Here is a 22,377-nt window from a genome sequence, read left to right as displayed (position 1 = left end):
CCGCGCCGCCCTCGCCACGGCGCTTGCCGTCGCATCGCTGCCGCTGGCGCACGCCGCCGCCGCCGCACCCGCACCGGCCGGCACGCGGGCGCCGGGGTTCCACCGCCTCCGCGTCGGCGAGGTGGAGGTGACGGCGCTCCTCGATGGGGGGATGCAGGGGACGAACGACTTCATCCCCCGCTTCTTTCCCGACAGTACGCCGGAGAGCATTGCCGCACTCCGCGAGCGATCCTGGTTCGACCCGCGCGGGCTGCACCAGCCGGTGGGCTGCTACGTGGTCAACACCGGCCGGTCCCTCTTCATGGTCGATTGCGGCGGCCACTCCTCCTTCATCCCGACGACCGGCGGCACGCTCGATGCGCTGCGTGCGTCCGGCTACCGACCTGAGCAAATCGAGGCGGTGCTGCTCACCCACATCCACCCCGAGCACGCGCTCGGCCTATCCTATGACGGCACGACGCGGAACTTCCCCAATGCCGAGATCGTCGTCTCCGACGCCGACCACCGGTTCTGGACCGACCCGGCGATGGAGAGCCGGGTGCCGCAGGGCCAGAGGTTCATCGAGGCGGCCCGGCGTGCGATCCGCCCCTATGACGGCCGCATCCGCACCTTCCCGATCGACCGCGAGGTGGAGGTGAGCCCGGGCGTCAGCGCCATCCCCGCGCCTGGCCATACGCCAGGGCATGTGAGCTTCCGCTTCTCGTCGGGCGACGAAACGATGCTGATCTGGGGCGACATCGCGCACCAGACGGTGATCCAGCTCGCCCGGCCGAGATGGAGGGTGGGCGTGGACGTGGACCAGGCGATGGGTGTGGAGAGCAGGGTGAGGACGCTCGAGATGCTCTCGCGCGAGCGCATCCTGGTGGGCGGCGTGCACGTCCCCTGGCCCGGTTTCGGCAGGGTGGTGGCCGACGGCGAGGGGTTCCTGTGGGTGCCGCGGCCCTGGCAACTGGGCTGACGGTCAGGAGCCGTTTCCGCGCATGCGGAAAGGGCTCCTCCACATGCCCTAGGTCCTCAGGAACCCGACTGCGTCCTCGACCTCGGCGATGACCGGCGCGGACAGCGCCCGCGCCCGCTCGGCGCCCGACCGCAGGATCGCCTCCACCGCGCCTTCCTCGGCAAGCAGCCGGCGCATCTCGGAGGCGATCGGCGAGAGGGAGGCGACGAGAAGGTCGGTCAGCGCAGCCTTGAAGGCACTGAACGGCTTGTTGCCGTGCTCGGTCAGCACGGCAGCCGGGTGCAGGTCGGTCAGCCCCGCGTAGATGCCGACGAGGTTGCGCGCCTCCGCCCTTCCCTCGAGCCCGGCCTCCTCGGAGGGAAGCGGCTCGGGGTCGGTCTTCGCACGGCGGACCTTCAGCGCGATCGCGTCGGCGTCGTCGGTCAGGTTGATTCGCGACTGGTCCGACGGGTCGGACTTCGACATCTTCTTCGTCCCGTCCCGCAGGCTCATCACGCGCGCCGCCGGGCCCATGATGATCGGCTCGATCATCGGGAACACGGCACGGCCGGTGTCGTGGTTGAACTTCTGCGCGATGTCGTTGGCGAGCTCGAGATGCTGCTTCTGGTCATCGCCGACCGGAACGCGCGTCGCCTTGTAGGCGAGGATGTCCGCCGCCATCAGGTTCGGATAGGCGTAGAGGCCGACGGAGGCCGCCTCGCGGTCCTTCCCTGCCTTCTCCTTGAACTGCGTCATGCGGTTCAGCCAGCCCATGCGGGCGACGCAGTTGAACACCCAGGCGAGCTGCGCGTGCGCAGGCACGGCGGACTGGTGGAAGATGATGTGCTTCTCGGCATCGATGCCGGAGGCGACCATCGCGGCCGCCACCTCGCGCGTTGCGCGGCGCAGCTCCGCGGGGTCCTGCCAGACGGTGATGGCATGGAGATCGACCACGCAGAACAGGCACTCATGGTCGTGCTGCAGCTTCACCCAGTTGCGGATGGCGCCGAGATAGTTGCCGAGATGCAGGTTCCCGGTGGGCTGGACGCCGGAGAAGATGCGGGGAAGCGTGTGGGCGGTCATCGCGCGCTGGGTCCTTTTGGAAGGGACTGGGCTGGTCGGTTGGTGTAAGCGGCGTATCCCGCGCGGCCGCGCTTCGGTCAAGCCGCCCGGCTCAGAGCGCCACGTCCTCCTCCCTCGCCCCCGCGAGCTGTCCACGCGCCCGCACCGCGAGCGCCACGCCGAAGGCAAGCACGCCGACGCGGCCGGCGTACATGAGAAGGCAGATCACCGCCTTGCCTGCATCGCTCAGCTCGCCGGTCACGCCGAGCGACAGCCCGACCGTGCCGAGCGCGGAGATCGCCTCGAACAGCAGCCTGTCGAAAGCGAGCGTCTCGGTGAGCGAGAGCGCGAGCATCGCTGCGGCAAGAAGCGTCGCTGCCATGAAGAAGGTGGCGAGCGCCTGGCGAAGCTTGCCCTCCGGCACCGCGGTTCCGAACAGCGTCACCTCGCGCCGCCCCCGCAGCACGGCGAGCATGAAGGCCCACTGCACCGCGACGGTGGTGCTCTTCAACCCGCCGCCCGTGCCCGAGGGCGAGGCGCCGATGAGCATCATGATGTAGGTGGCCGTCACCGCGAAGGCGCCGAGCGGAGCCGTGGGGATGGCGTTGAAGCCGACCGTGGTCGAGGCCGTCATCGCCTGGAAGAATGCGTTCAAAAGTCTCTGCCCGGCAGGCATGGCCGTGATCGAGGGCTCGGCGAGTGCGAGCACGGCCGTGCCGAGCACCAGCACGATCGCCGTCACGGCGAGGATCAGCCGGGTGGACAGCGACAGCCGCGTGATGCGCCCGCGCACCCTGTCCCACGCCTCGGAGGCGACCAGGAAGCCGACGGCCCCGAGGATCGACAGCACCGCGATGACGAGAAGCACGGGCGCATCGCCGGCGAAGGCCTCGAAGCTCGTTGCGAACAGCGAGAAGCCGGCGGTGCAGAACGCCGAGACGCTGTGGAACACGCCCTGCCACAGCGGGCTCTCTACGCCGCGCGCGGCGAAGAGCCAGGCTAAGGCGCCCGCGCCCGCCGCCTCGACGATCGCGGTGTAGACCACCACGCGCAGCACGAAGACCCGCGGCGCGACGGAGGCGGGCAGCGAGAACACTGCGCGCGTGACACGGCCGCGCAGCGGCGAGGGCGCATCGTTCGTCAGCACCGCGAAGGCGAAGCTGCTCGCCGTCATGAAGCCGAGCCCGCCAGCCTGGATCATGACGAGGATGACAGCCTGGCCGAAGCGGCTGTACGTGCTGCCGGGGTCGACCGGCACCAGCCCTGTGGTCGAGACGGCGGAGACGGCGATGAAGAGATCGTCGATCGCACGCGACGGTGCCGCCGCACTGATCGGCAGCGACAGCAGAAGGAAGCCGAGTGCCATGTTCGCGGCATAGCCGACCGCGACGAGCCTGGCAGGGCGCTGCCCTGCATAGGCGAAGAGCCGACCGGCCATGCGGCCGTTCGCGCGGGAGGGTTCCCGGTGCGTGGTCATGGTGGACCTGCGATGTGGGGAGGGGGTTGCCAGGGTTGCCAGCCCAGGACGGCCGGAAGCAAACGCCCGGACCGCGTTCGCGACAATTGCGGCCCTGGCATGGCAGGAATTACGGAGAAGCGCTCCGCCGGCGCCGCAGGTACCCCCTGATCTCCGCCACATCGGCCGCGCGGAACGCGAGCGCGAGGCCGGCGAACACCGCGCCGCCGAAGCCGAGGAGCGCCGCGAGCGCGCCCCAGCGGAAGCCGCGGAGAAGCAGGAGGTCGTCGGCCATCGCCTCGCGCACCGCCCAGAGTGCGAGCGCCATGAGGAGCGCGGCGAGCGCGATGCGCAGCGTGCGGGAGACGAGCCGCCCATCCTCGCGCCACCGCCCGTGCCGTCGCAGGACGAAGGCAAGCGCGCCGGCGTTGGCCCAGGCGGCAAGCGACGTCGCGAGCGCGACGCCGACATGGCCGAGCGGGCCGATCAGGGCGAGGTTGAGCGCGAGGTTCAGCGCCACGCAAGCAATGCCGATCTTCACCGGCGTGGCCGTGTCGCCGCGCGCGAAGAAGCCCGGCGCGAACACCTTCACCAGCACGAACGCCGGAAGGCCGACGCCATAGGCCGCGAGCGCAAGCGCCGTCGCGCGCGACTGCTCGGCCCCGAATGCGCCGCGCTCGAACAGCACCGACACGATCGGCAGCGCGCAGGCGATCAGCCCGGCGGCGGCAGGAAGCGTGAGCAGGAGGGCGAGCTCGACTGCGCGGTTCTGCGTATCGATCGCCTTCATTCCGTCGCCGCTGCGCACCTGGCGGGACAGGACGGGCAGCAGCGCGGTGCCGACGGCGGTCCCGATCACCCCAAGCGGAAGCTGCGCCACGCGGTCGGCGTAGTAGAGGAAGGCGATCGCGCCCTGCGGCAGGAGCGAGGCGATGATCACGTCGATCATCAGGTTGATCTGCGTCACGCCAGCGCCGATCGCGCCAGGCACCATCCTGCGCAGGAGCGCGCGCACCTCCGGCGTCAGGCGCGGACGCGGCAGGCGCAACGGCAGCCCCGCAGCGCCCACCGCAACGGCGAGAAGCACAAGCTGCGCGATGCCCGAGGCGGCCACGCCCCAGGCGAGCCCGTGCACCGCACCTATGCCGATGACGGGCGCGGCGAACAGCCCAGCGATCAGGCAGAGGTTGAACAGGACCGGCGCGCCGGCCGCGGCAGCGAACCGGTCGAGCCCGTTCAGCACGCCGGAGAGAAGCGCCACGACGCAGATCAACAGCAGGTACGGAAAGGTGATGCGCGTGAGCTCGACAGCGAGCGCGAACCGTTCCGGATCCCTCACGAAGCCGGGGGCGAGTACGGTCATCGCCTGCGGCATGAAGACGATGGCGAGAAGCGTCAGCGCCGCGAGCGCGGCGACCATCACCGCGAGCGCGCCCTCTGCGACACGGCGCGCCGCCTCGCGCCCCTCCCCCGCGAGCGAACCCGCGAACATCGGAACGAAGGCGGCGGCGAAGGCGCCCTCGCCGAACAGGCGGCGGAAGAAGTTGGGCAGCTTCAGCGCGACGAAGAACGCATCCGCCTCGGGCCCGGCGCCGAGCCGCGCGGCGATGGCGATGTCGCGCACGAAGCCGAGGATGCGGGAGGCGCCGGTCCACGCTCCGACCGTGACGACACTTCTCAGCATCGGCAGCGAAGGATCAGGCCGGCCCCGCGGCGTTGCGCCTGCGCGCCGCACCGCCTCCGGCAGGCGGCAGAGGCGCGGCGGCGACCGTGCCTGGCGGCGGCTCGAGAGCGGCGAGCAGCGCCTCCTTGAGCGAGGAGAGCTTGCGCTCGTTCTCGATCTTCAGCCCGAACACGTCCTTGACGTAGAACACGTCGACTGCCCGCACGCCGTAGGTCGTCACATGCGCGGAGGCGATCTGCACGCCGGCCTCGCTCATCGCCGCCGTCACGTCGTGCAGGAAGCCGGGACGGTCCCGCCCGTTCACCTCGACGACGGTGTGCGTGGCGGAAGCGTGATTGTCGATCACGACGCGCGGGGGAACGTGGATGGCGCGCGTGCGCGGCGAGGGCGGGCGTGACTTCCTGATCTCCTCGGCGATGCGGAGCCGCCCCGATAGCGCCTGCTCGATCAGCACCGACATGCGCGCGATGCGGTGCGGCGTGTCGAAGGAGCCGCCGGCCGCGTCCTGGATCCAGAACGTGTCGAGCGCCATGCCGTTCGTCATCGTGTGGATGCGCGCATCGACGATCGAGGCGCCGGCTACGGCGAGCGCACCGGCGACCTTAGAGAACAGGCCGGGATGATCGGCGGCGTAGACCGTCACTTCCGTCACCCCGCGGTCGGCCATGATGGTGGTGCGAACGGTCAGCGGCGCATCGGCCGCCTCGCGCACGATGCGGGCGTGCCGCGCATGCGTCGAGGGGTCGAAGCCGAGCCAGTATGCGGGATAGCCGAGCGCCATGAACTCGGCGATCTCGTCCGGGCCGAGACCATCCGCGGAGAGTGCCGCCTCTGCCGAGGCGCGGGCGCGAGCGACGCGGGCGTCGCGCTCGGGTACGTTCAGGCCGCCGGCGAGAACCTCCGCCACGCGCCAGTAGATCTCGCGCAGAAGCGTCGCCTTCCAGTTGTTCCACACCTTCGTCGACACGGCGCGCATGTCGGCGACCGTCAGCACCTCGAGCAGCCTCAACCGCTCGGGGCTTTGCACGAGCTCTGCAAGGTCGAGCACCGTCTTGGGGTCGTCGATGTCGCGCTTGAAGGCGGTCTGGCTCAGCACGAGGTGGTGCAGCACGAGCCACGAGGCCGTCTCGGTCTCCTCCGCCGTCAGGCCGAGGCGGGGGCCGAGCTCCTGGGTGATCACCGCGCCCATCTCGGAATGGTCGCCGTCGCGGCCCTTGGCGATGTCGTGCAGCATCATCGCGACGTAGAGCGCGCGGCGCGACTGCACCTGCCCGATCAGCGCCGAGGCCACGGGCGTGACATCGGCGAGGTTGCCGCGCTCGAGGTCGTTCAGCACGCGCACGGCCTCGATCGTGTGCTCGTCGACCGTGAACACGTGGTAGGTGTCGAACTGCATCTGCCCGACGATGCGGCCCCAGTCGGGGATGAAGCGGCCGAGCATGCCGGCGAGGTTCATCGTGCCGAGCCACTTCGCGCCGTCGGCCTTCGCGGGGTTGTCCTGCGGCCCGGCGAGAAGGTCGAGGAAGATCGCGTTCGCCTCCGGGTCGTTCCGGAGCTGGGTCGAGTTCCTGCCGTGGCGCACCAGCGCGCGCAGGGTGAGCGGGTGCAGGTCCTTGCCCGTGTCGCGCGATACCCTGAGCGCGCGGAACATCAGGATCGGCTCGTCGGCAAAGCTCCTGCCTTCAGCGAGCACGACCTGGCCCTCGAGCAGGGCGAAGCCGGCGGCGCTAAGGCTTGGCGTCGTCTCCGGCTGAACGGCGGGCGCGCCGAGGGCCGCGCGCTCGATCGCGGGTTCGACCGTCAGCGTCAGGCGGCGCACCTCGCGGGCGGTCAGGAAGTAGTGCTTCATGAACCGCTCGACGCCCTGGGTCGGGCCGTGCCGGGTGTAGCCCATCGCTGCGCCGATGACGGGCTGGAGGTCGAAGGTCAGCCGCTCCTCGGCCCGGCCGGTGGCGTAGTGCAGGTGGAAGCGCACGGACCAGAGGAAGGCCGCCGCGCGGCGCCAGGCCCGCGCCTCGTCTGCCCCGATCAGCCCGTCCTCGGCGAGGCTCTCCGGCCCGTCCGCGCCGGTGACGTAGCGGCCGATCCAGTAGAGCGTCTGGAGATCGCGCAGCCCGCCCTTGCCGTCCTTCACGTTGGGTTCGACGAGGAAGGCGTTGTCGCCGAACTTGCGGTGCCGCTCCTCGCGCTCGGCGCGCTTGGCGCCGATGAAGGCGGCGGCGCCGTTCTCTGCGCAGTCGGTCCTGAAGCGCTGGCGGAATTCCTGGAACAGCGCGCCGTCGCCGCCGAGGAAGCGGGCATCGACGAGGCTCGTGCGGATCGTCGCGTCGGCGCGGGCCTGGGCGATGCACTCGTCGAGGCTTCGCGTGGCGTGGCCGACCTTCAGGCCGAGGTCCCACAGGAAGTAGAGCATGAACTCCACCACCTGCTCGGTGCGCGGAGGCTCCTTCCACGGGGTGAGGAAGAGAAGGTCGATGTCCGAGAAGGGGGCGAGGACGCCACGGCCGTAGCCCCCGGTCGCTGCGAGGGCGAGCGCCTCGCCCGAGGAGGAGATGCCCGGGGGAAACACCGTCGCGGTCGTCCAGCCGAGCAGGGTGCGGACCATCCCGTCCATCTGCCCGGAGAGATGCTTGGCGGCATCGAGGCCGCCGAGCCCCTGCTCGAAACGCTGCTTGGTGTCTGCCTGGATGCGCCCGAGATGGCGCCGGAACAGGGCGAGTGCCCGGTCGCGCTTCACCCCTCCGTCGAGGCTGCCGGGATCGGAGCCCTTGGCGGAGAGGGCGGCAAGATCCTGCTGGAGCTGGCTGACAAGCGCGTCCTGCTCCGCCATTGGGGACGTGTGATCCCCTCCGGCGGCGGCGGGAAGCCCGTCCACGCGCTGATCCATACCTTCACTTTAGACACGTCCGCCGGGCGCGAAGAAGGGGGAGCGTGAAACAACCCAGGGCATTTGCGTCATGAATGCGCGAGCATGCATGGTTGTTTCGTCCGCGTGGTCTACGCCGGCATTGGGAGAAAGGCCCTCGCCCCGGCCTCAGAGCAGGGATTTCAGTCGCACGAGCAGCGCGTGTGCCTCGAGCGGGCTCATCGCGTCCGGGTTGGCCTCCACCAGGGCCGCGAATGCTGCCTCACGCGGGCCAGCCTGCGCGGCCTTCGGCGCCCCAGCGAACAGGGGCAGTTCCTCGGCAAGCGGGGTCAGCCCCCGCGCGCGCTCCTCGAGCGCGGCGAGAACGGCGGCGGCGCGGGCGGTCACCTCCCGCGGCAGCCCGGCGAGCCTGGCCACCGCGATGCCCCAGGACCGGTCGGCCGCGCCGGGCTTCAGGGCGTGCAGGAACACCACCTCGCCGCGCCATTCCCGTGCCCCGAACTGGGCGAGGCGCAGCTCGGGCAGCTTGCCGGAAAGCGCCGTGAGCTCGTGGAAATGCGTCGCGAACAGCGCCCGGCAGCGAAGCCGGTCATGCAGCGCCTCGAGAACCGACCAGGCGATGGCGAGCCCGTCCCACGTCGCCGTGCCGCGGCCGATCTCGTCGAGGATCACGAGGCTCGAGGGGCTGGCCAGGTTCAGGATCGCCGCTGTCTCGACCATCTCGACCATGAAGGTCGAGCGTCCGCGCGCGAGGTCATCGGATGCGCCGACGCGGCTGAACAGCCGGTCCACAACCCCGATCCGCGCCGCCCTTGCCGGCACGAACAGCCCCGCCTGGGCGAGGATGGCGATCAGCGCATTCTGGCGGAGATAGGTGGACTTGCCGGCCATGTTCGGGCCGGTGATCAGCCAGAGCCGGGTGCCGGGAGAGAGGTCGGCCCCGTTCGCGACGAACGCGCCGCCTTCCGCGCGCACGGCGGCCTCGACGACAGGGTGGCGCCCGTCCTCGACCACGAAGTCGCGGCCCTCGGTGATCTCCGGGCGGGTCCAGCCCTCGGCCTCGGCAAGCACGGCCGTCGCTGCCGCGACGTCGATGGCGGCCAGCGCCTCGGCCGCGGCCGCGATGCCGCGTGCGTCTGCGCGCACCGCTGCGGCGAGCTCGGCGAGGATTCCCGCTTCGCGCGCCTCTGCCTCGGAGGCGGCGGAGACGATGCGCGCATCGAGCTCGGCAAGCTCGGTGGTGATGAAACGCATCGTGCCGGCCATGGTCTGCCGGTGCGCGAGGCCGGGGAGCGGTGGGGGGCTGGCCTCGCGCAGCGCGAGGCCTGCCGCCTCCGGAACCTCGGCGAAGTAGCCGAGCTGGGCCGTGTGGCGAAGCTTGAGGTTCGGAATGCCGGTCGCCGCGCGGTAGGCGGCCTCGAGCCCCGCGACGACGCGGCGGCTGTCGTCTCGCAAGCCGCGGGCGGCGTCGAGCGCGGCGTCGAAGCCCGAAGCGACCGCCCCGCTCTCTGAGGCCTTCACCGGTGGGGCGGGAACGAGGGCGAGGGAGAGGCGCCCGGCGAGGGCGGGCGCGGGGTCTAGCCCCGCCTCGGCATCGGCGAGCAGGGAGGGACGCGGGAGGAGGCAGGCAGCCAGCCTTGCCCCGATCGCCGCGGCGGCACCAAGCCCGTCGCGGATGGCGGCGAGGTCGCGCGCCGCGCCGCGCCCGAGCCCGAGCCGCCCGAGCGCTCGTGCCATGTCGGGCGCGCGGCGCAGCAGGACGCGGATGTCCTCCCGCGCGGCGGCATCGGCGAGGAAGAACCCTGCCGCGTCATGCCGCGCGGCGATCGCCCCGACGAGGGTGGAGGGCGAGGCGATGCGCGCTGCGAGAAGCCTGGCTCCGGCGGCCGTCACCGTCCGGTCGATCGCCCTGAGAAGACCGGTCTCGCCGGCGCCGAGCTCGAGGCTCTTCCGTGTGGCGGCGTCGATCGCCATCGTCGTGCCGCCAGCTTCGCGCGAGAGCGGCGCGAGAAGCGGCAGCTTGCCGGCCTGCGTCGTCCGTACATAGCCGAGCACTGCGCCGGCCGCGGCGAGCTCGGCCTCGGAGAAGGCACCGAACCCTTCGAGGGTGCGCACGCCATAGGCCTCCTCGAGTGCGCGGCGGGCAGGCTCGGGCCGGAAGCGTGCGCCAGGCAGCGCGACCAGGCGGTTGCGCCAGGGCGCGAGCGCAGGCTCCGATGCGGCCTCCTCGGCCACCAGAAGCTCCGCCGGCTCGAGCGCCCCGACGGCGCCGGCGAGGTCGCGCGCCGGCACGGAGCGGCAGGCGAACGCGCCGGTCGAGATGTCGAGCCAGGCGAGGCCCGCCATCCCGTCCGCCCCCAATGCGGCCGCCGCGACCCAGGAGGGCCGGTCAGGCTCGAGAAGCGCCTCCTCGGTGACCGTACCGGGCGTCACGACGCGCACCACGGCGCGCGGCAATGGCCCCCGATGGCCGCGCGCGCGGGCCTGCTCCGGGGTTTCGGTCTGCTCGACGATGGCGATGCGGAAGCCGCGCCGGATCAGCCGTGCGAGATAGGGCTCGGCGTTCGCCGCCGGCACGCCGCACATCGGGATGGGCTTGCCCGCATGCTCGCCGCGCGTGGTCAGCGCGATGTCCAGGGCGGGAGCGGCGCGCTCCGCATCCTCGAAGAACAGCTCGAAGAAATCGCCCATGCGGAAGAAAAGCAGCGCGTCCGGGTGGTTCTCCTTCGCGGCGAACCACTGCGCGAGCATGGGGCTGGGGGCATTGGCGGGGGGCATGGCCGGCGCACGTTAGCGGCCCCACGCCGCCTGTGAAGCCGCCGATCAGACGCGCAGCACCGCGACCGACTTGACGAGCGCGTGCACGGGGCTGCCGGGACCAAGCGCGAGGCGGGACACCGCATCCTGCGTCACCTGCGACAGGAGCGTCACGCCACCGACGCGGACGGCGACGAGCGCGGTGCCAGGCGCATGGCCTGGCGTGATGTGCGCCACCTCGCCTGCGAGGATGTTGTGCACGCTGAGCAGCCGCGGCGCCTCTGCCGCCAGCGAGACCTCGCGCGCGGGGATGCGAAGCCTCAGGCGCTGGCCAGGTGGGTGGGGCAGGCGCGCGGCAAGAAGCGGGATGCCCGACGCATCGAGCCGCGTCAGCCCGCGCGCGTCGAGGTGTTCGGCGACCGTCCCATCGAGCACCGCGCCGGCGTCCTCGCGCGCGGCAAGCGGCAGGGACGGGTTGGCGGCGAGGTCCGCCACCGGCCCCGCGGCGATGACGCGGCCCTGGTCGAGGAGAACAAGCGTGTCGGCAAGCCGGGCCACCTCCGCCCAGTCATGGCTCACGTAGAGAATGGGCAGGCGGATCTCGTCGCGCAGGCGTTCGAGGAAGGGCAGCACCTCCGCCTTGCGCGCGGCATCGAGGCTCGCGAGCGGCTCATCCATCAGCAGAAGCCGCGGCTGGGCGAGCAGCGCGCGGCCGACCGCGACGCGCTGCTTCTCGCCGCCCGAGAGCGTGTGCGGCCGGCGCGCGAGCAGGTGCCCGATGCCGAGCATCGCCACCACCGCGTCGAACCCGATGCGCCGCTCCCCGGCCGGCGCCCGGCGCAGCCCGTAGCGCAGGTTGGTCTCGACCGACATGTGCGGGAACAGCCGCGCATCCTGGAACACGAGGCCCACGCGCCGCTTCTCGGGTGGGAGCGCAAGCCTAGCCTCGGTGTCGAGGAACACCGTTCCGTCGACGGCGATGCGCCCGGCCTCGGGACGCGAGAGGCCGGCGATAGCGCGCACGATGCTGCTCTTTCCCGAACCCGAAGGACCGAACAGGGCGACGACGCCGGGAGACGGGGCCTCGAAGGCGACATCCAGAGCGAAGTCGCCAAGGCGTTGCGTAACCGATACGGAAACCGTCATCGCCCGAGCCAGGCGCGCATCCGCCGCGCGAGAAGCTCCGAGGCGAGCAGGCCGGCGAGCGCGAGAGAGAACGAGATCGCCGCGAGACGCGCGGCCGTCCCTTCTCCGCCAGGCGTCTGCACCGCGGTGTAGATCGCGAGCGTCAGCGTCTGCGTCTCGCCCGGGATATTGGAGACGAAGGTGATCACCGCGCCGAACTCGCCCAGGCCCGCGGCGAAGGCGATGATCGCGCCGGCGAGCAGGCCGGGGCTCATCAGCGGCAGGGTGATGGTGACGAACCGGTCGAGCGGGCCGGCGCCCAGCGTGCGTGCGGCGTCCTCGAGACCGAGATCGATCGCTTCGATGGAGAGGCGGACCGCGCGCACCATCAGCGGGAAGCCCATCACGGCCGTTGCGAGGGCCGCACCTTCCGCGGTGAAGACGAGGCGAATGCCGAACAGGTCATGCAGCAGCCGCCCTAGCGGCCCCTGCGCGCCGAACAGCACCAGCAGCAGCCAGCCGACGACGACGGGCGGCAGGACCAGCGGCAGGTGAACCAGCGCGTCGAGCAGCGCCTTGCCGGGGAAGCGGCCGCGCGCGAGCACGAGCGAGATGAGCACGGCGATCGGCAGCGAGGCGGCGACGGAGCTCGTCGCCACCTGGAGGCTGAGCCGGACGGCGCTCCACTCCTCCGCTGTCAGGAGCGCCACGCCGCGTCAGTTCCTCGGCGTGAACCCGAACCGGCGCCAGATGGCCGCCGCCTCGGGACCGGCCGCGTAGGCGAGGAAGGCGCGCGCCTCATCGGTCGCGCCCCTGCGTACCAGCGCGAACGGGTAGGTGATGGCGGCGTGGCTTTCGGACGGGAAGGTGCCGATCACCTTCACGCCCTGCGTGGCCGCGGCATCGGTTCCGTAGACGATGCCGAGCGGCGCGTCTCCCCGCTCGACGAAGAGCAGTGCCGCGCGCACGTTGTCGGCGCGCGCGAGCCTCGGCTCGGCGGCTTCCCACAGGCCGAGCGAGTCCAGCGCCTGCCGCGCATACCGGCCGACGGGAACGTGGGTCGGGTCGCCCGTCGCGATGCGGCCGTTCGGGCCTAGGAGGGCAGCGAGATCGAGGCCGCGTCCGATCGTTACGCTGCCCTGGCCGCTCGATGCGGGTGCCACCAGCACGAGTGAGTTGCCGAGGATCGAGGTGCGGCTTTCCGGGACGATCAGGTTGCGCTGCGCGAGATGGTTCATCCACGCCTCGTCTGCCGAGGCGAAGATGTTCGCCTGCGCCCCCTGCTCGATCTGCCGCGCGAGCGTGGAGGAGGCGGCGAAGGAGAAGCGCACGGCTGGGTTGCCTGCGGCCTGCCAGGACTGGGCGACGGTCTGGAAGGCGCTGGTCAGGCTCGCGGCCGCGAAGACGCGGATCTCCTGGGAAGCTGCTCCCGGCGCCGCTGCCATGAAGCCAAGCAGCGGAAGGGCGAGAAGTGACCGGCGCAGCATGCCCATGGTCCTGACCCCTTGCTTCGCGGGCGCTCATGCCGCCCCCAGAGCGACGATATGGTTCCGTGGACATATCGGCTCGGCGTAATCCCGTCAACGGTGGAGGGGGGCGCGGCAGACGGCAGTGCGCGGTCGGTGCGATACGCTAACAAACTCTCCCGAGCCCGTCTGATTGCTATGCGAGTGAAACGTTCCGGAGAAGGCCATCGTGAAGGACGGCGCGCCGTGCCAGCCTGCCTGAGCGACCTCGGCCTAGAAGCCTGCCTTCGCAGCGCTGCTTCGCGCCGAGCTCGAGGCGGCGCTTGCCGCCGTCGCAGAGCGCTGGGCCGGGCGGTTCGAGATCGTCTCTGCCTCCGTCACCCTCGCTCTTGCCTCAGCCCCCGGACGCGTTCACATCAGCGCCGAGACACGGAGGTAGGGCCCGCCCGGGCCTGGCTTCCCCCCCGCGGGCTTGCCTGCCAAGCTTGCGGCCACGCATTTTCTGGGAGGAAACACCATGGACGGCGCCACGGACGGGCGGAGCGCGCGCATCACAGCCGAGGAGGCGCTGCAGCTCCATGCCATGGGCCGCCCCGGCAAGCTCGAGATCCGCCTCACCAAGCCGCTGACGACGGCGCGCGACCTCTCGCTTGCCTATTCGCCTGGCGTTGCCGAACCCTGCAAGCACATCGCCACCAACCCCTCGCTCGCCTATGACTACACGGCGAAGGGCAATTTCGTCGCCGTCGTGTCGAACGGAACGGCGGTGCTGGGCCTCGGCAATCTCGGCGCGCTCGCCGGCAAGCCGGTGATGGAAGGCAAGGCGGTGCTGTTCAAGCGCTTCGCCGATGTCGACAGCATCGATCTCTGCATCGACACTGAGGACGTCGACGCCTTCGTCAACGCCGTGCGCTATCTCGGCCCCTCGTTCGGCGGCATCAACCTCGAGGACATCAAGGCGCCGGAGTGCTTCATCATCGAGCAGCGCCTGCGCGAGCTGATGGACATTCCGGTGTTCCATGACGATCAGCACGGCACCGCCATCGTCGCCGCCGCCGGCCTGATCAATGCCGCGCACCTGACAGGGCGCGACCTGCGCGAGATGACGCTCGTGGTCAACGGCGCGGGTTCCGCCGGCATCGCCTGCGTCGAGCTGCTCAAGGCCATGGGCATGCGGCACGACAACGTCATCCTCTGCGACACCAAGGGCGTGATCTACAAGGGCCGCTCGGAGGGGATGAACCAGTGGAAATCGGCCCACGCGGCCGAGACGCGCGCACGCACGCTCGCCGAGGCGCTCGAGGGGGCGGATGCCTTCTTCGGCCTCTCCCAGGCCGGCGCGGTGACGCAGGAGATGGTGCGCTCGATGGCGGCGAAGCCGATCATCTTCGCCATGGCCAACCCAGACCCCGAGATTACTCCAGAGGACGCGAAGGCCGCGCGCGACGACGTGATCATCGCGACGGGACGGAGCGACTATCCGAACCAGGTCAACAACGTCCTCGGCTTCCCCTACATCTTCCGCGGCGCGCTCGACGTGCGCGCCTCGACGATCAACGACACGATGAAGGTTGCGGCAGCGGAAGCGTTGGCCGCGCTCGCGCGCGAGGACGTGCCCGACGAGCTTGACGCCGCCTCCGCCGCCGGCGGCAAGCGGCTGAAATACGGTCCCGAGTACATCCTTCCCCTGCCGTTCGATCCGCGCCTGATCAGCCGGGTCTCGCCTGCGGTGGCGAAGGCGGCGATCGACAGCGGCGTGGCCCGCCGTCCGATCATGGACCTCAGGAAGTACGCCCGCGACCTCGCCGCGCGGCTCGACCCGACCTCCGCGGCGCTCGACGCGATCATGGAGGCGGTGCGCGCCAACCCGCGCCGCGTGGTGTTCGCCGAGGGCGAGGAGGAGAAGACGATCCGCTCCGCCGTCGCGTTCCGCAACGCCGGCTACGGCACGCCTGTGCTGATCGGCCGCGAGGACCGCGTGTTCGGCACGATGAAGGCGCTCGGCGTCGACGACACCGCGGGCATCGAGGTGCACAACGCACGCCTCTCGGGCGCCAATGCGCGCTACGCGGCGTTCCTCTACGAGAGGCTTCAGCGCCAGGGCGCGCTTGCCCGCGATTGCCAGCGCCTCGTGAACCAGGACCGCAATGTGTTCGCTGCCTGCATGGTCGCGCTCGGCGACGCGGACGCGATGGTCACGGGCCTCTCGCGCAGCTACAGCGTCAGCCTCGACGGCGTGATGTCGGTGATCGATCCGGAGCCGAACCATCTCGTCTTCGGCATCTCGATCCTGCTGACCGATCTCGGCACGGTGCTGGTGGCCGACACCGCGATGCATGAGCGGCCGAATGCCGCGCAGCTTGCCGACATCGCAAAGGCCACCGCTGCGGCGGCGAAGCGCATGGGCCTCGACCCGCGCGTGGCTTTCCTGTCCTTCTCCACCTTCGGCGATCCGAAAGGCTCGATCCCCGGCTCGATCCGCGATGCGGTTGCGCTGCTCGATGCCCGCAAGGTGGATTTCGAGTACGACGGCGAGATGGCCGCCGACGTCGCGCTCGACCCCACGCTGCGCGCGCTCTATCCGTTCTGCCGCCTGACGGGCCCGGCGAACGTGCTGGTGATGCCCGGCCTGCACGCAGCGCATATCCTCACCCGCGCGTTGCCGCGGCTCGGCCAGGTGACGGTGATCGGCCCGGTTCTGCAGGGCCTCTCGCGCCCCGTGCAGATCGTTCCGCTCGATGCCTCGACCAACCAGGTCGTGCTGATGGCCGCCTTCGCGGCGTACCAGAGCCTGGCGAGGTAGGTTCTCAGCTGTCGCGGCGCGCATCGAGCGCGCGCCGCAATCGCTCCAGCATTGGCAGGATCGCCGCGACCTCTTCCGCGGGCACTGCGCACGAAAGGCCGCGCAGCTCAGGCGCCAGCGTGGCGATCGCGGCGTCGCGCGCCCGCAGGCCTGTGGCGGTGATGTCGATGCGCTTTGAGCGCTTGTCCTTCGCGTCCGGTGCGATGGAGATGAACCCGGCACGTTCGAGATGGCCGAGCGTGTTGGTCATCGTGCCCTTCGTCACCTGCATGGCGCGCGCGAGATCGAGCGGGGTGCGGTTGCCGCCGAGGCGGGCCAGGTGGTTCAGCACGGCGAATTGCGGCAGCGTCATCGCGCCCGGCATCACCCGCTCGAAGGCCGTGCCGGCAAGCTGGGCGATGATCCCGATCTCGTTGAGGGCCCGGAACATGATCCCGGATGCGTCGGTGTCCGCTGTTTCCTCGCTCATGCTCTCCCGATCCGCGTCTGCCACGCCCAGCGTGGCGCCGGCGCCGGCGCGGGACCATAGCCCAGCCGGACGAGCATCTGCAGTGTCTCGTCCTCGCCGACGCCAAGTAGGCTCCGCATCGCCGCGCGATGGGCTGCCATCTCGGGGAACTCCTGCAGCGCCTGGCTGAGTGGATGCATCGCGACGCCGATCGCCGTCGCGGCCAGGTTGATGCGGACGTGATCGCGCCCTGCCTCGATCTGCGCCGCGCGCCCGTTGCCCGCCGTCACGAGCCACATGAATGCCATGGCGGTGCCGGTTGGCAGGCGAAGGTGCTCGAGTTGGTGGCGGAATGCGGCCGAGCGTGGATCGGCAAGCGCCTCGCGCGACAGGAGGCCGGCATGGGCGAGCGCCTCGATGCGTGGGCCAGCGAGGGCGATCCCATCGGGGGCTGCCTCGATCTCGGCGCGGCCGATGCGCATGAGCCCGATGCTTTCGCCGAGCGCTGCGGGCGTCGTGACCTCGCGGTGAAGCGCCGACCACGTCATGTCACGGAGCCGCTCGACCTGCCCTGTCTCGTTGGTGTGGGCCGCCCTCGACGAGCGCGCCGCGCCGGCGATGCCGGACAGCGCGTCGTCCGCGACGGGTCGGGAGGTGTCGAAAGCGCCCTTGTTTGACCGTCGCGCGAGCACATGCGGGAACAGCGGATCGCGGCGTACGGCATCGTCCCGCCGGAACCGCACGCGCGCGACGGGGCGTCCGTCGAGCCGGGGAATGGGTTCGCCCTGCGGAAACAGGTCCGGTTCCGCCACGTAGCCCGCCTCCGCCGCAGCCTGCACAAGGAGTTCGAGGAAGCATCCGAGCCCGATCGTGATCTGCCGGTCGAACGGGTCGGTCGCGGGGAGCCGCCTGTCCAGGTCGCAATACAGCGTGAGCTCGCCGGGCACCGACAGGTCGGCCAGCCAGGGCTGCCGATTGTGCGGATTGGGCGCGAGCACGGCATAGGAGAGAGCGATGCGCCGCACGTCCGCCGAAGGGCCGCCCGCGGCAAGCCAGGGCAGGCGCGCCCGCGACGGGTCGCGCGTTCCCGCCCACAAGGCCCCGCCCGCCGCAGCGGCCACGGCGCCGCCGCCGATGAGTGCGATGAACATCCGTCGTCCAGCCATGGCCAACCTCCATGACGTTTGATATCGAACTATATAGTTCGACATCAAACCACAGGTCAAGCGGCGTCTTGTGCTCGGCCCGGCAAGGAGGCATCTCACCCCCATGTCGCAGACGCTTCTCGATCGCCTCTGGACGCTCCACCGCATCGCTCCCGCCGGCGGGGGGCAGGACCTGATCCATATCGACCGCATCCTGCTGCACGACCTCTCCGGCGCGCGGGCGCTGACGGAGGTGGCGGAGAAGGGATACGCCATCCCGAACCCGAACCTCGCCTTCGCAACCCCCGACCACGCGGTGTCCTCCGCCCCCGGCCGCACGGCCGAGACCTTTCCCAAGGGCGCAGGCGGGGTGCACGCGCTGCGCGCGGGCTCTGCCGCGCACGGCATCCGGCTGTTCGATCTCGGGCAGGACGGGCAGGGCATCGTCCACGTCATGGGGCCCGAGCTCGGCATCGTGCTCCCTGGTCTCAGCGTCATCTGCGGCGACAGCCACACCTGCACCAATGGCGGGCTCGGCGCGCTCGCCTTCGGGGTCGGCTCATCGGAGCTCGCACATGCGCTCGCGACGCAGACGCTGCGAATCGCCAAGCCGCGCGCCATGCGTGTGCGTTTCGAGGGGCGCTTCCCGGAGGGCACCACGGCGAAGGATGCGGTGCTCGCAGCCATCGGCCGGCTCGGCACAGGCGCAGGCGCGGGCTTCGCGGTGGAGTGGGGCGGCGAGGCCGTGCGCGCGCTGCCCGTCGAGGCACGGCTGACGCTGTGCAACCTCACCATCGAGATGGGCGCGCGCATGGGCTTCATCGCGCCAGACGACACGACGTTCGACTGGGTCGCGGGGCGTGACCATGCGCCGCGCGGCGCAGCGTGGGACGAGGCGGTCGCGCATTGGCGCACGCTGCGCTCGGACGAGGATGCCGTGTTCGATGCCGATCATGTGATCGATGCCGCAACGATCGCGCCGCAGGTGAGCTGGGGCACGAGCCCCGAGCATGTCATCGCCGTCGACGCCCCGATCCCCGACCCGGACGCGGCGCCGGATGCGCAGCGCCGCAAGGCCTGGCAGGATGCGCTCGCCTACCAGGGGCTCGAGCCGGGGCGGCCGCTCGCCGGCACGGCGGTGGACTGGGTGTTCATCGGCTCCTGCACCAACTCGCGGCTTTCGGACCTGCGCGAGGCGGCCAGGGTCGTGCGCGGCCGCCGGGTGGCGGACGGCGTCACCGCCTGGGTCGTTCCGGGATCGGTTCGGGTGAAGCGGGCGGCGGAAGCGGAAGGGCTTGACCGCGTATTCACCGACGCAGGCTTCGCCTGGCGCGAGCCCGGCTGCTCGCTCTGCGTCGCGGCGAACGGCGAGGCGGTGCCGCCTGGCGCGCGCTGCGTCTCCACCTCGAACCGCAACTTCGTCGGACGCCAGGGCAAGGGCGCGCGCACCCATCTCGCCTCGCCCGCGATGGCGGCGGCGGCAGCGGTGGCGGGCCGCATCGTCGACATCCGCAAGGGGCTCTGACATGCAGCCCTTCACGACCGTCACCGGCCCCGCCGCGCCGCTGCTTCGCCCCAACATCGACACAGACGTGATCATCCGCGTCGAACGCCTCGTCGGCACCGCGAAGGCGGAGATGGGGGCGCATGCCTTCGAGATCTGGCGCCGGCGGCCCGACGGGTCGGAGGACCCCGATTTCGTTTTGAACCGCGCGCCCTATCGCGATGCGCCGATCCTGCTCGCGGGATCGAATTTCGGCTGCGGGTCGAGCCGCGAGGGTGCGGTGTGGGCGCTCGCCGGTGCCGGCGTCCGCGCGGTGATCGCGCCGTCCTTCTCCGACATCTTCGCCAACAACGCGCTGCAGAACGGGCTGCTTCCCGTGGTGCTGCCCGAGGCGTCGGTCTCGGCGATTGCCGCAGAGGTGGAACGTTCTCCCGGCAATGCGCGCGTGACGGTCGATCTCGAGCGTTGCGTCGTCGTGTCGCCCTCGGGTGACGAGCATCCGTTCGCGGTCGACGCCGCGCGCCGCGAGGCGCTTCTCGCCGGGCTCGACGACATCGGCCTCACCCTGCGTCAGGCAGACGCGATCGCCGCGTGGCAGACGGAAGACAGGTCGCGCCGCCCCTGGGCCTGGCCCACATGACCAACTCGTAATGCCGCGGCGCATGTCGCCGTAACCTGGATGCGCTCACTCTTCGGATGTTTCGGGTGAGCGCCTTTCCCGGCAGGCACTCATCCACATGGGCGGGCCGGCGGCACGACTACCTCCCAGCCGCCGGCCCGTCTTCTTTTTGGCGGCCTTCTATGTCCGCCGCCGGCATCCAGCCCTCGCGACCATTGCGTTTCGGGTTCTCCCTTGCCACCCTTCGGGGAGGTCAGAGGAGCATCGGCCCGCACCGCGTGACGACCATCGCCCCCCTTCCCCGCCCGCCCCTTCCCCGAGGGGATGACACGCTCTGGGCCGTGATCGCCACCGTCGGCAAGACCGAGAGGATCGCCGAGGTCTATCGCTCGCGCGACGATGCGCTGAACGACCGCGCCTGGCGGGCAGCGCAGGTGCGCGCCTACGAACACCTCATCGCCAAGACGCGCCAGCCCGTGCCGCGCTATTCCGTCGCGCCGATCCGCAGGGCCGACCTGCCGCGCGCCTGGTCTCCCCTGCCGGCGCTCGGCTTCCTCCGCGGCGCCTTCGTCTGAGCACGATCCGGCTCGCGCGCCCGTCGCGCACGCTTCTCGCGGGCTATGTCGCGGCGCTGGGCTCCGGCTGGGCGCCATCCAACATCGCGGGCGAGCGCATCCGGCTCGCACATCTCGCAGCGATCGCGGAGGACGCCGATGCCTTTCTCGCAAGCCTGCACGACCCCGAGGCGAATGGCCCGCCGATCGAGCTCGCCGACGGGTCTCGCGTCGCGCGCCTTCCCGGCTACACGCGCTGGGTCAGCGATGGCGGGTTCTGCGGTTTCGTGAACATCCGCTGGCAGAAGGGCACTGAGGCGCTGCCGGCGCATGTCTCTGGACATATCGGCTACGGTGTCGTGCCGGAAAAGCGTGGGCGAGGGATCGCGACGCGCGCGCTCGCGCTGATGCTTGACGAGGCGCGTGGCTTGGGACTCGCGCATGTGGAGCTGACGGCGGAAGCCGACAACGTCGCCTCGCACCGCGTCATCGAACGCAATGGCGGCATCGCGCTCGGGCGCGAGACGGAGCCTGCCGCGCATGGCGGGCGGCAGATCATCCGCTGGCGGATCGTTCTCCTAGCGGTCCGATAGCGCGGGCGATCGTTCCAGATGTCGCTGACGTGAGGCGCACGGCGCAGGTTCCGGGAAACTGGCGGGCAATGGCACCGAAGGCGGTGAGCGCACGAAGTGCAGGGAGCGAAGCGAGGCGGCCGCGGCAGCAGGGCTTGCGGACGGTCTCTCAGCTCTTGCCTTCGAAGAACTCACGCATCTTCGCGAAGAACCCCGCACTTTCCGGGCTCGACTTGTCGCCGGCCTTCTCCGCCTCCTCCTCGAAGGCGCGCAGAAGCTCCTGCTGCTTCTTCGTCAGGTTCATCGGCGTCTCTACCGCCACCTGGATGTAGAGATCGCCGCGCGCTGCCGAGTTGAGCTGGGTCATGCCCTTGCCGCGCAGGCGGAACTGGTCGCCGGTCTGCGTTCCGGCGTTGATCGTCACCTTGGCGCGGCCGCCCTCGATGGTCGGTACCTCGATCGCGCCGCCGAGCGCGGCGGAGGTCATCCGAAGCGGCACGCGACAATAGAGGTTCGCGCCCTCGCGCTGGAACAGCTTGTGCGGACGAACCATGACGTTGACATAGAGGTCGCCCGGCGGGGCGCCGCGCAGACCCGCCTCGCCGGCTCCCGACACGCGCATCCGCGTGCCGTCCTCCACGCCCGCGGGAATGTCGACGTTCAGGGTGCGCTCGCGCTGCACCCGGCCCGCGCCGGCGCACACCTTGCAGGGGTCTTTCACCACCTTGCCGGTGCCGCCGCAGGTCGGGCAGGTGCGCTCGATCAGGAAGAAGCCCTGCTGGGCGCGGATCTTGCCCGCGCCGTTGCAGCTGCCGCAGGTCTGCGGCGCCGCACCGCCCTCGGAGCCCGAACCCTTGCACGCCTCGCAGGCGATCGCCGTCGGCACGCGCAGCGTCGCCTTCTTGCCCGCGAACGCCTCCTCGAGCGAGAGCTCGACGCGCGTCTGCAGGTCGGCGCCGCGGCCTGCGCCGCCCGGGCCACCTCGGCCGCGCCCGCCGCCCATCAGGTCGCCGAAGATGTCGTCGAACATGTCGGCGAAGGAACCAGCGCCCTGGAACCCGCCGAAGCCGCCCGGGCCTCCCGGGCGAGGGCCGGCCCCGCCCGAGCCGTCGAACGCGGCGTGGCCGAACCGGTCATAGGCCGCGCGCTTCTCCGGGTCCTTCAGCACGTCGTAGGCCTCGTTCAGCTCCTTGAACTTGGCCTCCGCCTTCTTGTCACCCGGGTTTCGGTCCGGGTGGTACTGCATCGCGAGCTTGCGGTATGCCTTCTTCAGGTCGTCGGCCGAGGCGTCGCGCGCCGCGCCCAGGACCGCGTAGAAATCCTGCTTCGCCATGGATGGACGCCTATCGCGTCAAGGAGACGGGATGGCGCCACCCGTC

At 71.0% G+C, this 22,377-nt stretch carries 17 protein-coding genes; 6 read left to right on the top strand and 11 right to left on the bottom strand.

Translation table 11 applies throughout. The annotated features are described in order from the left end of the window. The coding region (locus FIF60_RS13715) for an MBL fold metallo-hydrolase (RefSeq protein ID WP_144186660.1) at nt 1–958 on the top strand (958 nt) is incomplete at its 5' end. A 48-nt stretch (nt 959–1,006) separates the two neighbouring features. Here FIF60_RS13715 and trpS read toward each other — a convergent pair. The 8 genes from trpS to modA form a co-directional block, all read right to left on the bottom strand. Then, nucleotides 1,007–2,020: a tryptophan--tRNA ligase gene (gene trpS, locus FIF60_RS13710; protein ID WP_144186659.1), complete on the bottom strand. Its 1,014-nt coding sequence runs from the start codon at nt 2,018–2,020 to the stop codon at nt 1,007–1,009. 91 nt (nt 2,021–2,111) lie between these two features. Next, nucleotides 2,112–3,437 (bottom strand): TrkH family potassium uptake protein, encoded by a 1,326-nt coding sequence (locus FIF60_RS13705; protein ID WP_144186658.1) that lies wholly within the window; start codon nt 3,435–3,437, stop codon nt 2,112–2,114. 148 nt (nt 3,438–3,585) lie between these two features. Further along, on the bottom strand, nt 3,586–5,139 hold the full coding sequence (gene murJ / locus FIF60_RS13700; RefSeq protein WP_144186657.1) for a murein biosynthesis integral membrane protein MurJ: 1,554 nt from the start codon (nt 5,137–5,139) through the stop codon (nt 3,586–3,588). 13 nt (nt 5,140–5,152) lie between these two features. Further along, nucleotides 5,153–7,969, bottom strand: a complete 2,817-nt coding sequence (locus FIF60_RS13695) for a [protein-PII] uridylyltransferase (RefSeq protein WP_239451623.1) — start codon at nt 7,967–7,969, stop codon at nt 5,153–5,155. A gap of 204 nt (nt 7,970–8,173) precedes the next feature. Continuing rightward, nucleotides 8,174–10,783: a DNA mismatch repair protein MutS gene (mutS, locus tag FIF60_RS13690; RefSeq protein ID WP_239451622.1), complete on the bottom strand. Its 2,610-nt coding sequence runs from the start codon at nt 10,781–10,783 to the stop codon at nt 8,174–8,176. A 45-nt stretch (nt 10,784–10,828) separates the two neighbouring features. Then, on the bottom strand, nt 10,829–11,908 hold the full coding sequence (gene modC / locus FIF60_RS13685; protein ID WP_144186655.1) for a molybdenum ABC transporter ATP-binding protein: 1,080 nt from the start codon (nt 11,906–11,908) through the stop codon (nt 10,829–10,831). Beyond that, the gene (gene modB / locus FIF60_RS13680; RefSeq protein WP_144186654.1) at nt 11,905–12,597 is read right to left on the bottom strand and encodes a molybdate ABC transporter permease subunit; all 693 of its coding nucleotides are present in this window, start codon (nt 12,595–12,597) and stop codon (nt 11,905–11,907) included. Before modB ends, modC begins: the two co-directional genes overlap by 4 nt. A 6-nt stretch (nt 12,598–12,603) precedes the next feature. Next, nucleotides 12,604–13,374: a molybdate ABC transporter substrate-binding protein gene (gene modA / locus FIF60_RS13675; protein WP_144186653.1), complete on the bottom strand. Its 771-nt coding sequence runs from the start codon at nt 13,372–13,374 to the stop codon at nt 12,604–12,606. A 496-nt stretch (nt 13,375–13,870) separates the two neighbouring features. Here modA and FIF60_RS13670 point away from each other — a divergent pair, with 496 nt between their 5' ends. Then, nucleotides 13,871–16,156, top strand: coding sequence for an NADP-dependent malic enzyme (locus tag FIF60_RS13670; protein ID WP_144186652.1), 2,286 nt, complete (start codon nt 13,871–13,873; stop codon nt 16,154–16,156). Between the two features lie 4 nt (nt 16,157–16,160). Here the strand turns inward: FIF60_RS13670 and FIF60_RS13665 are convergent, their stop codons facing one another. Both FIF60_RS13665 and FIF60_RS13660 read right to left on the bottom strand, forming a co-directional pair. Then, entirely contained in the window at nt 16,161–16,625 is a 465-nt protein-coding gene (locus FIF60_RS13665; protein ID WP_144186651.1) for a MarR family winged helix-turn-helix transcriptional regulator, read from the bottom strand. After that, complete coding sequence (locus FIF60_RS13660) at nt 16,622–17,770, bottom strand: Acg family FMN-binding oxidoreductase (RefSeq protein WP_144186650.1); 1,149 nt, start codon at nt 17,768–17,770, stop codon at nt 16,622–16,624. The genes FIF60_RS13665 and FIF60_RS13660 overlap by 4 nt, the downstream gene beginning before the upstream one ends. A gap of 103 nt (nt 17,771–17,873) precedes the next feature. On the opposite strand from FIF60_RS13660, the gene leuC reads away from it, so the two are divergent. From leuC to FIF60_RS22100, 4 genes are all read left to right on the top strand, one after another. After that, nucleotides 17,874–19,274 (top strand): 3-isopropylmalate dehydratase large subunit, encoded by a 1,401-nt coding sequence (gene leuC / locus FIF60_RS13655; RefSeq protein WP_144186649.1) that lies wholly within the window; start codon nt 17,874–17,876, stop codon nt 19,272–19,274. A gap of 1 nt (nt 19,275) precedes the next feature. Next, nucleotides 19,276–19,893 (top strand): 3-isopropylmalate dehydratase small subunit, encoded by a 618-nt coding sequence (gene leuD, locus FIF60_RS13650; protein ID WP_144186648.1) that lies wholly within the window; start codon nt 19,276–19,278, stop codon nt 19,891–19,893. Nucleotides 19,894–20,150: 257 nt separating this feature from the next. After that, nucleotides 20,151–20,447 carry a hypothetical protein gene (locus FIF60_RS13645; protein WP_144186647.1) on the top strand — a complete coding sequence of 99 codons (297 nt, stop codon included), beginning with the start codon at nt 20,151–20,153 and terminating at the stop codon, nt 20,445–20,447. Continuing rightward, on the top strand, nt 20,399–21,019 hold the full coding sequence (locus tag FIF60_RS22100) for a GNAT family N-acetyltransferase (RefSeq protein ID WP_204251198.1): 621 nt from the start codon (nt 20,399–20,401) through the stop codon (nt 21,017–21,019). Before FIF60_RS13645 ends, FIF60_RS22100 begins: the two co-directional genes overlap by 49 nt. Before the next feature lie 148 nt (nt 21,020–21,167). Here FIF60_RS22100 and dnaJ read toward each other — a convergent pair whose 3' ends face one another. Then, complete coding sequence (dnaJ, locus tag FIF60_RS13635) at nt 21,168–22,331, bottom strand: molecular chaperone DnaJ (protein WP_144186645.1); 1,164 nt, start codon at nt 22,329–22,331, stop codon at nt 21,168–21,170. Nucleotides 22,332–22,377 lie beyond the last annotated feature (46 nt).

Source organism: Elioraea rosea (genome assembly GCF_007644105.1).
In the GTDB taxonomy this organism is placed as follows: Bacteria; Pseudomonadota; Alphaproteobacteria; order Acetobacterales; family Acetobacteraceae; genus Elioraea_A; species Elioraea_A rosea.
This window is presented reverse-complemented; position numbering and strand designations above follow the sequence as displayed.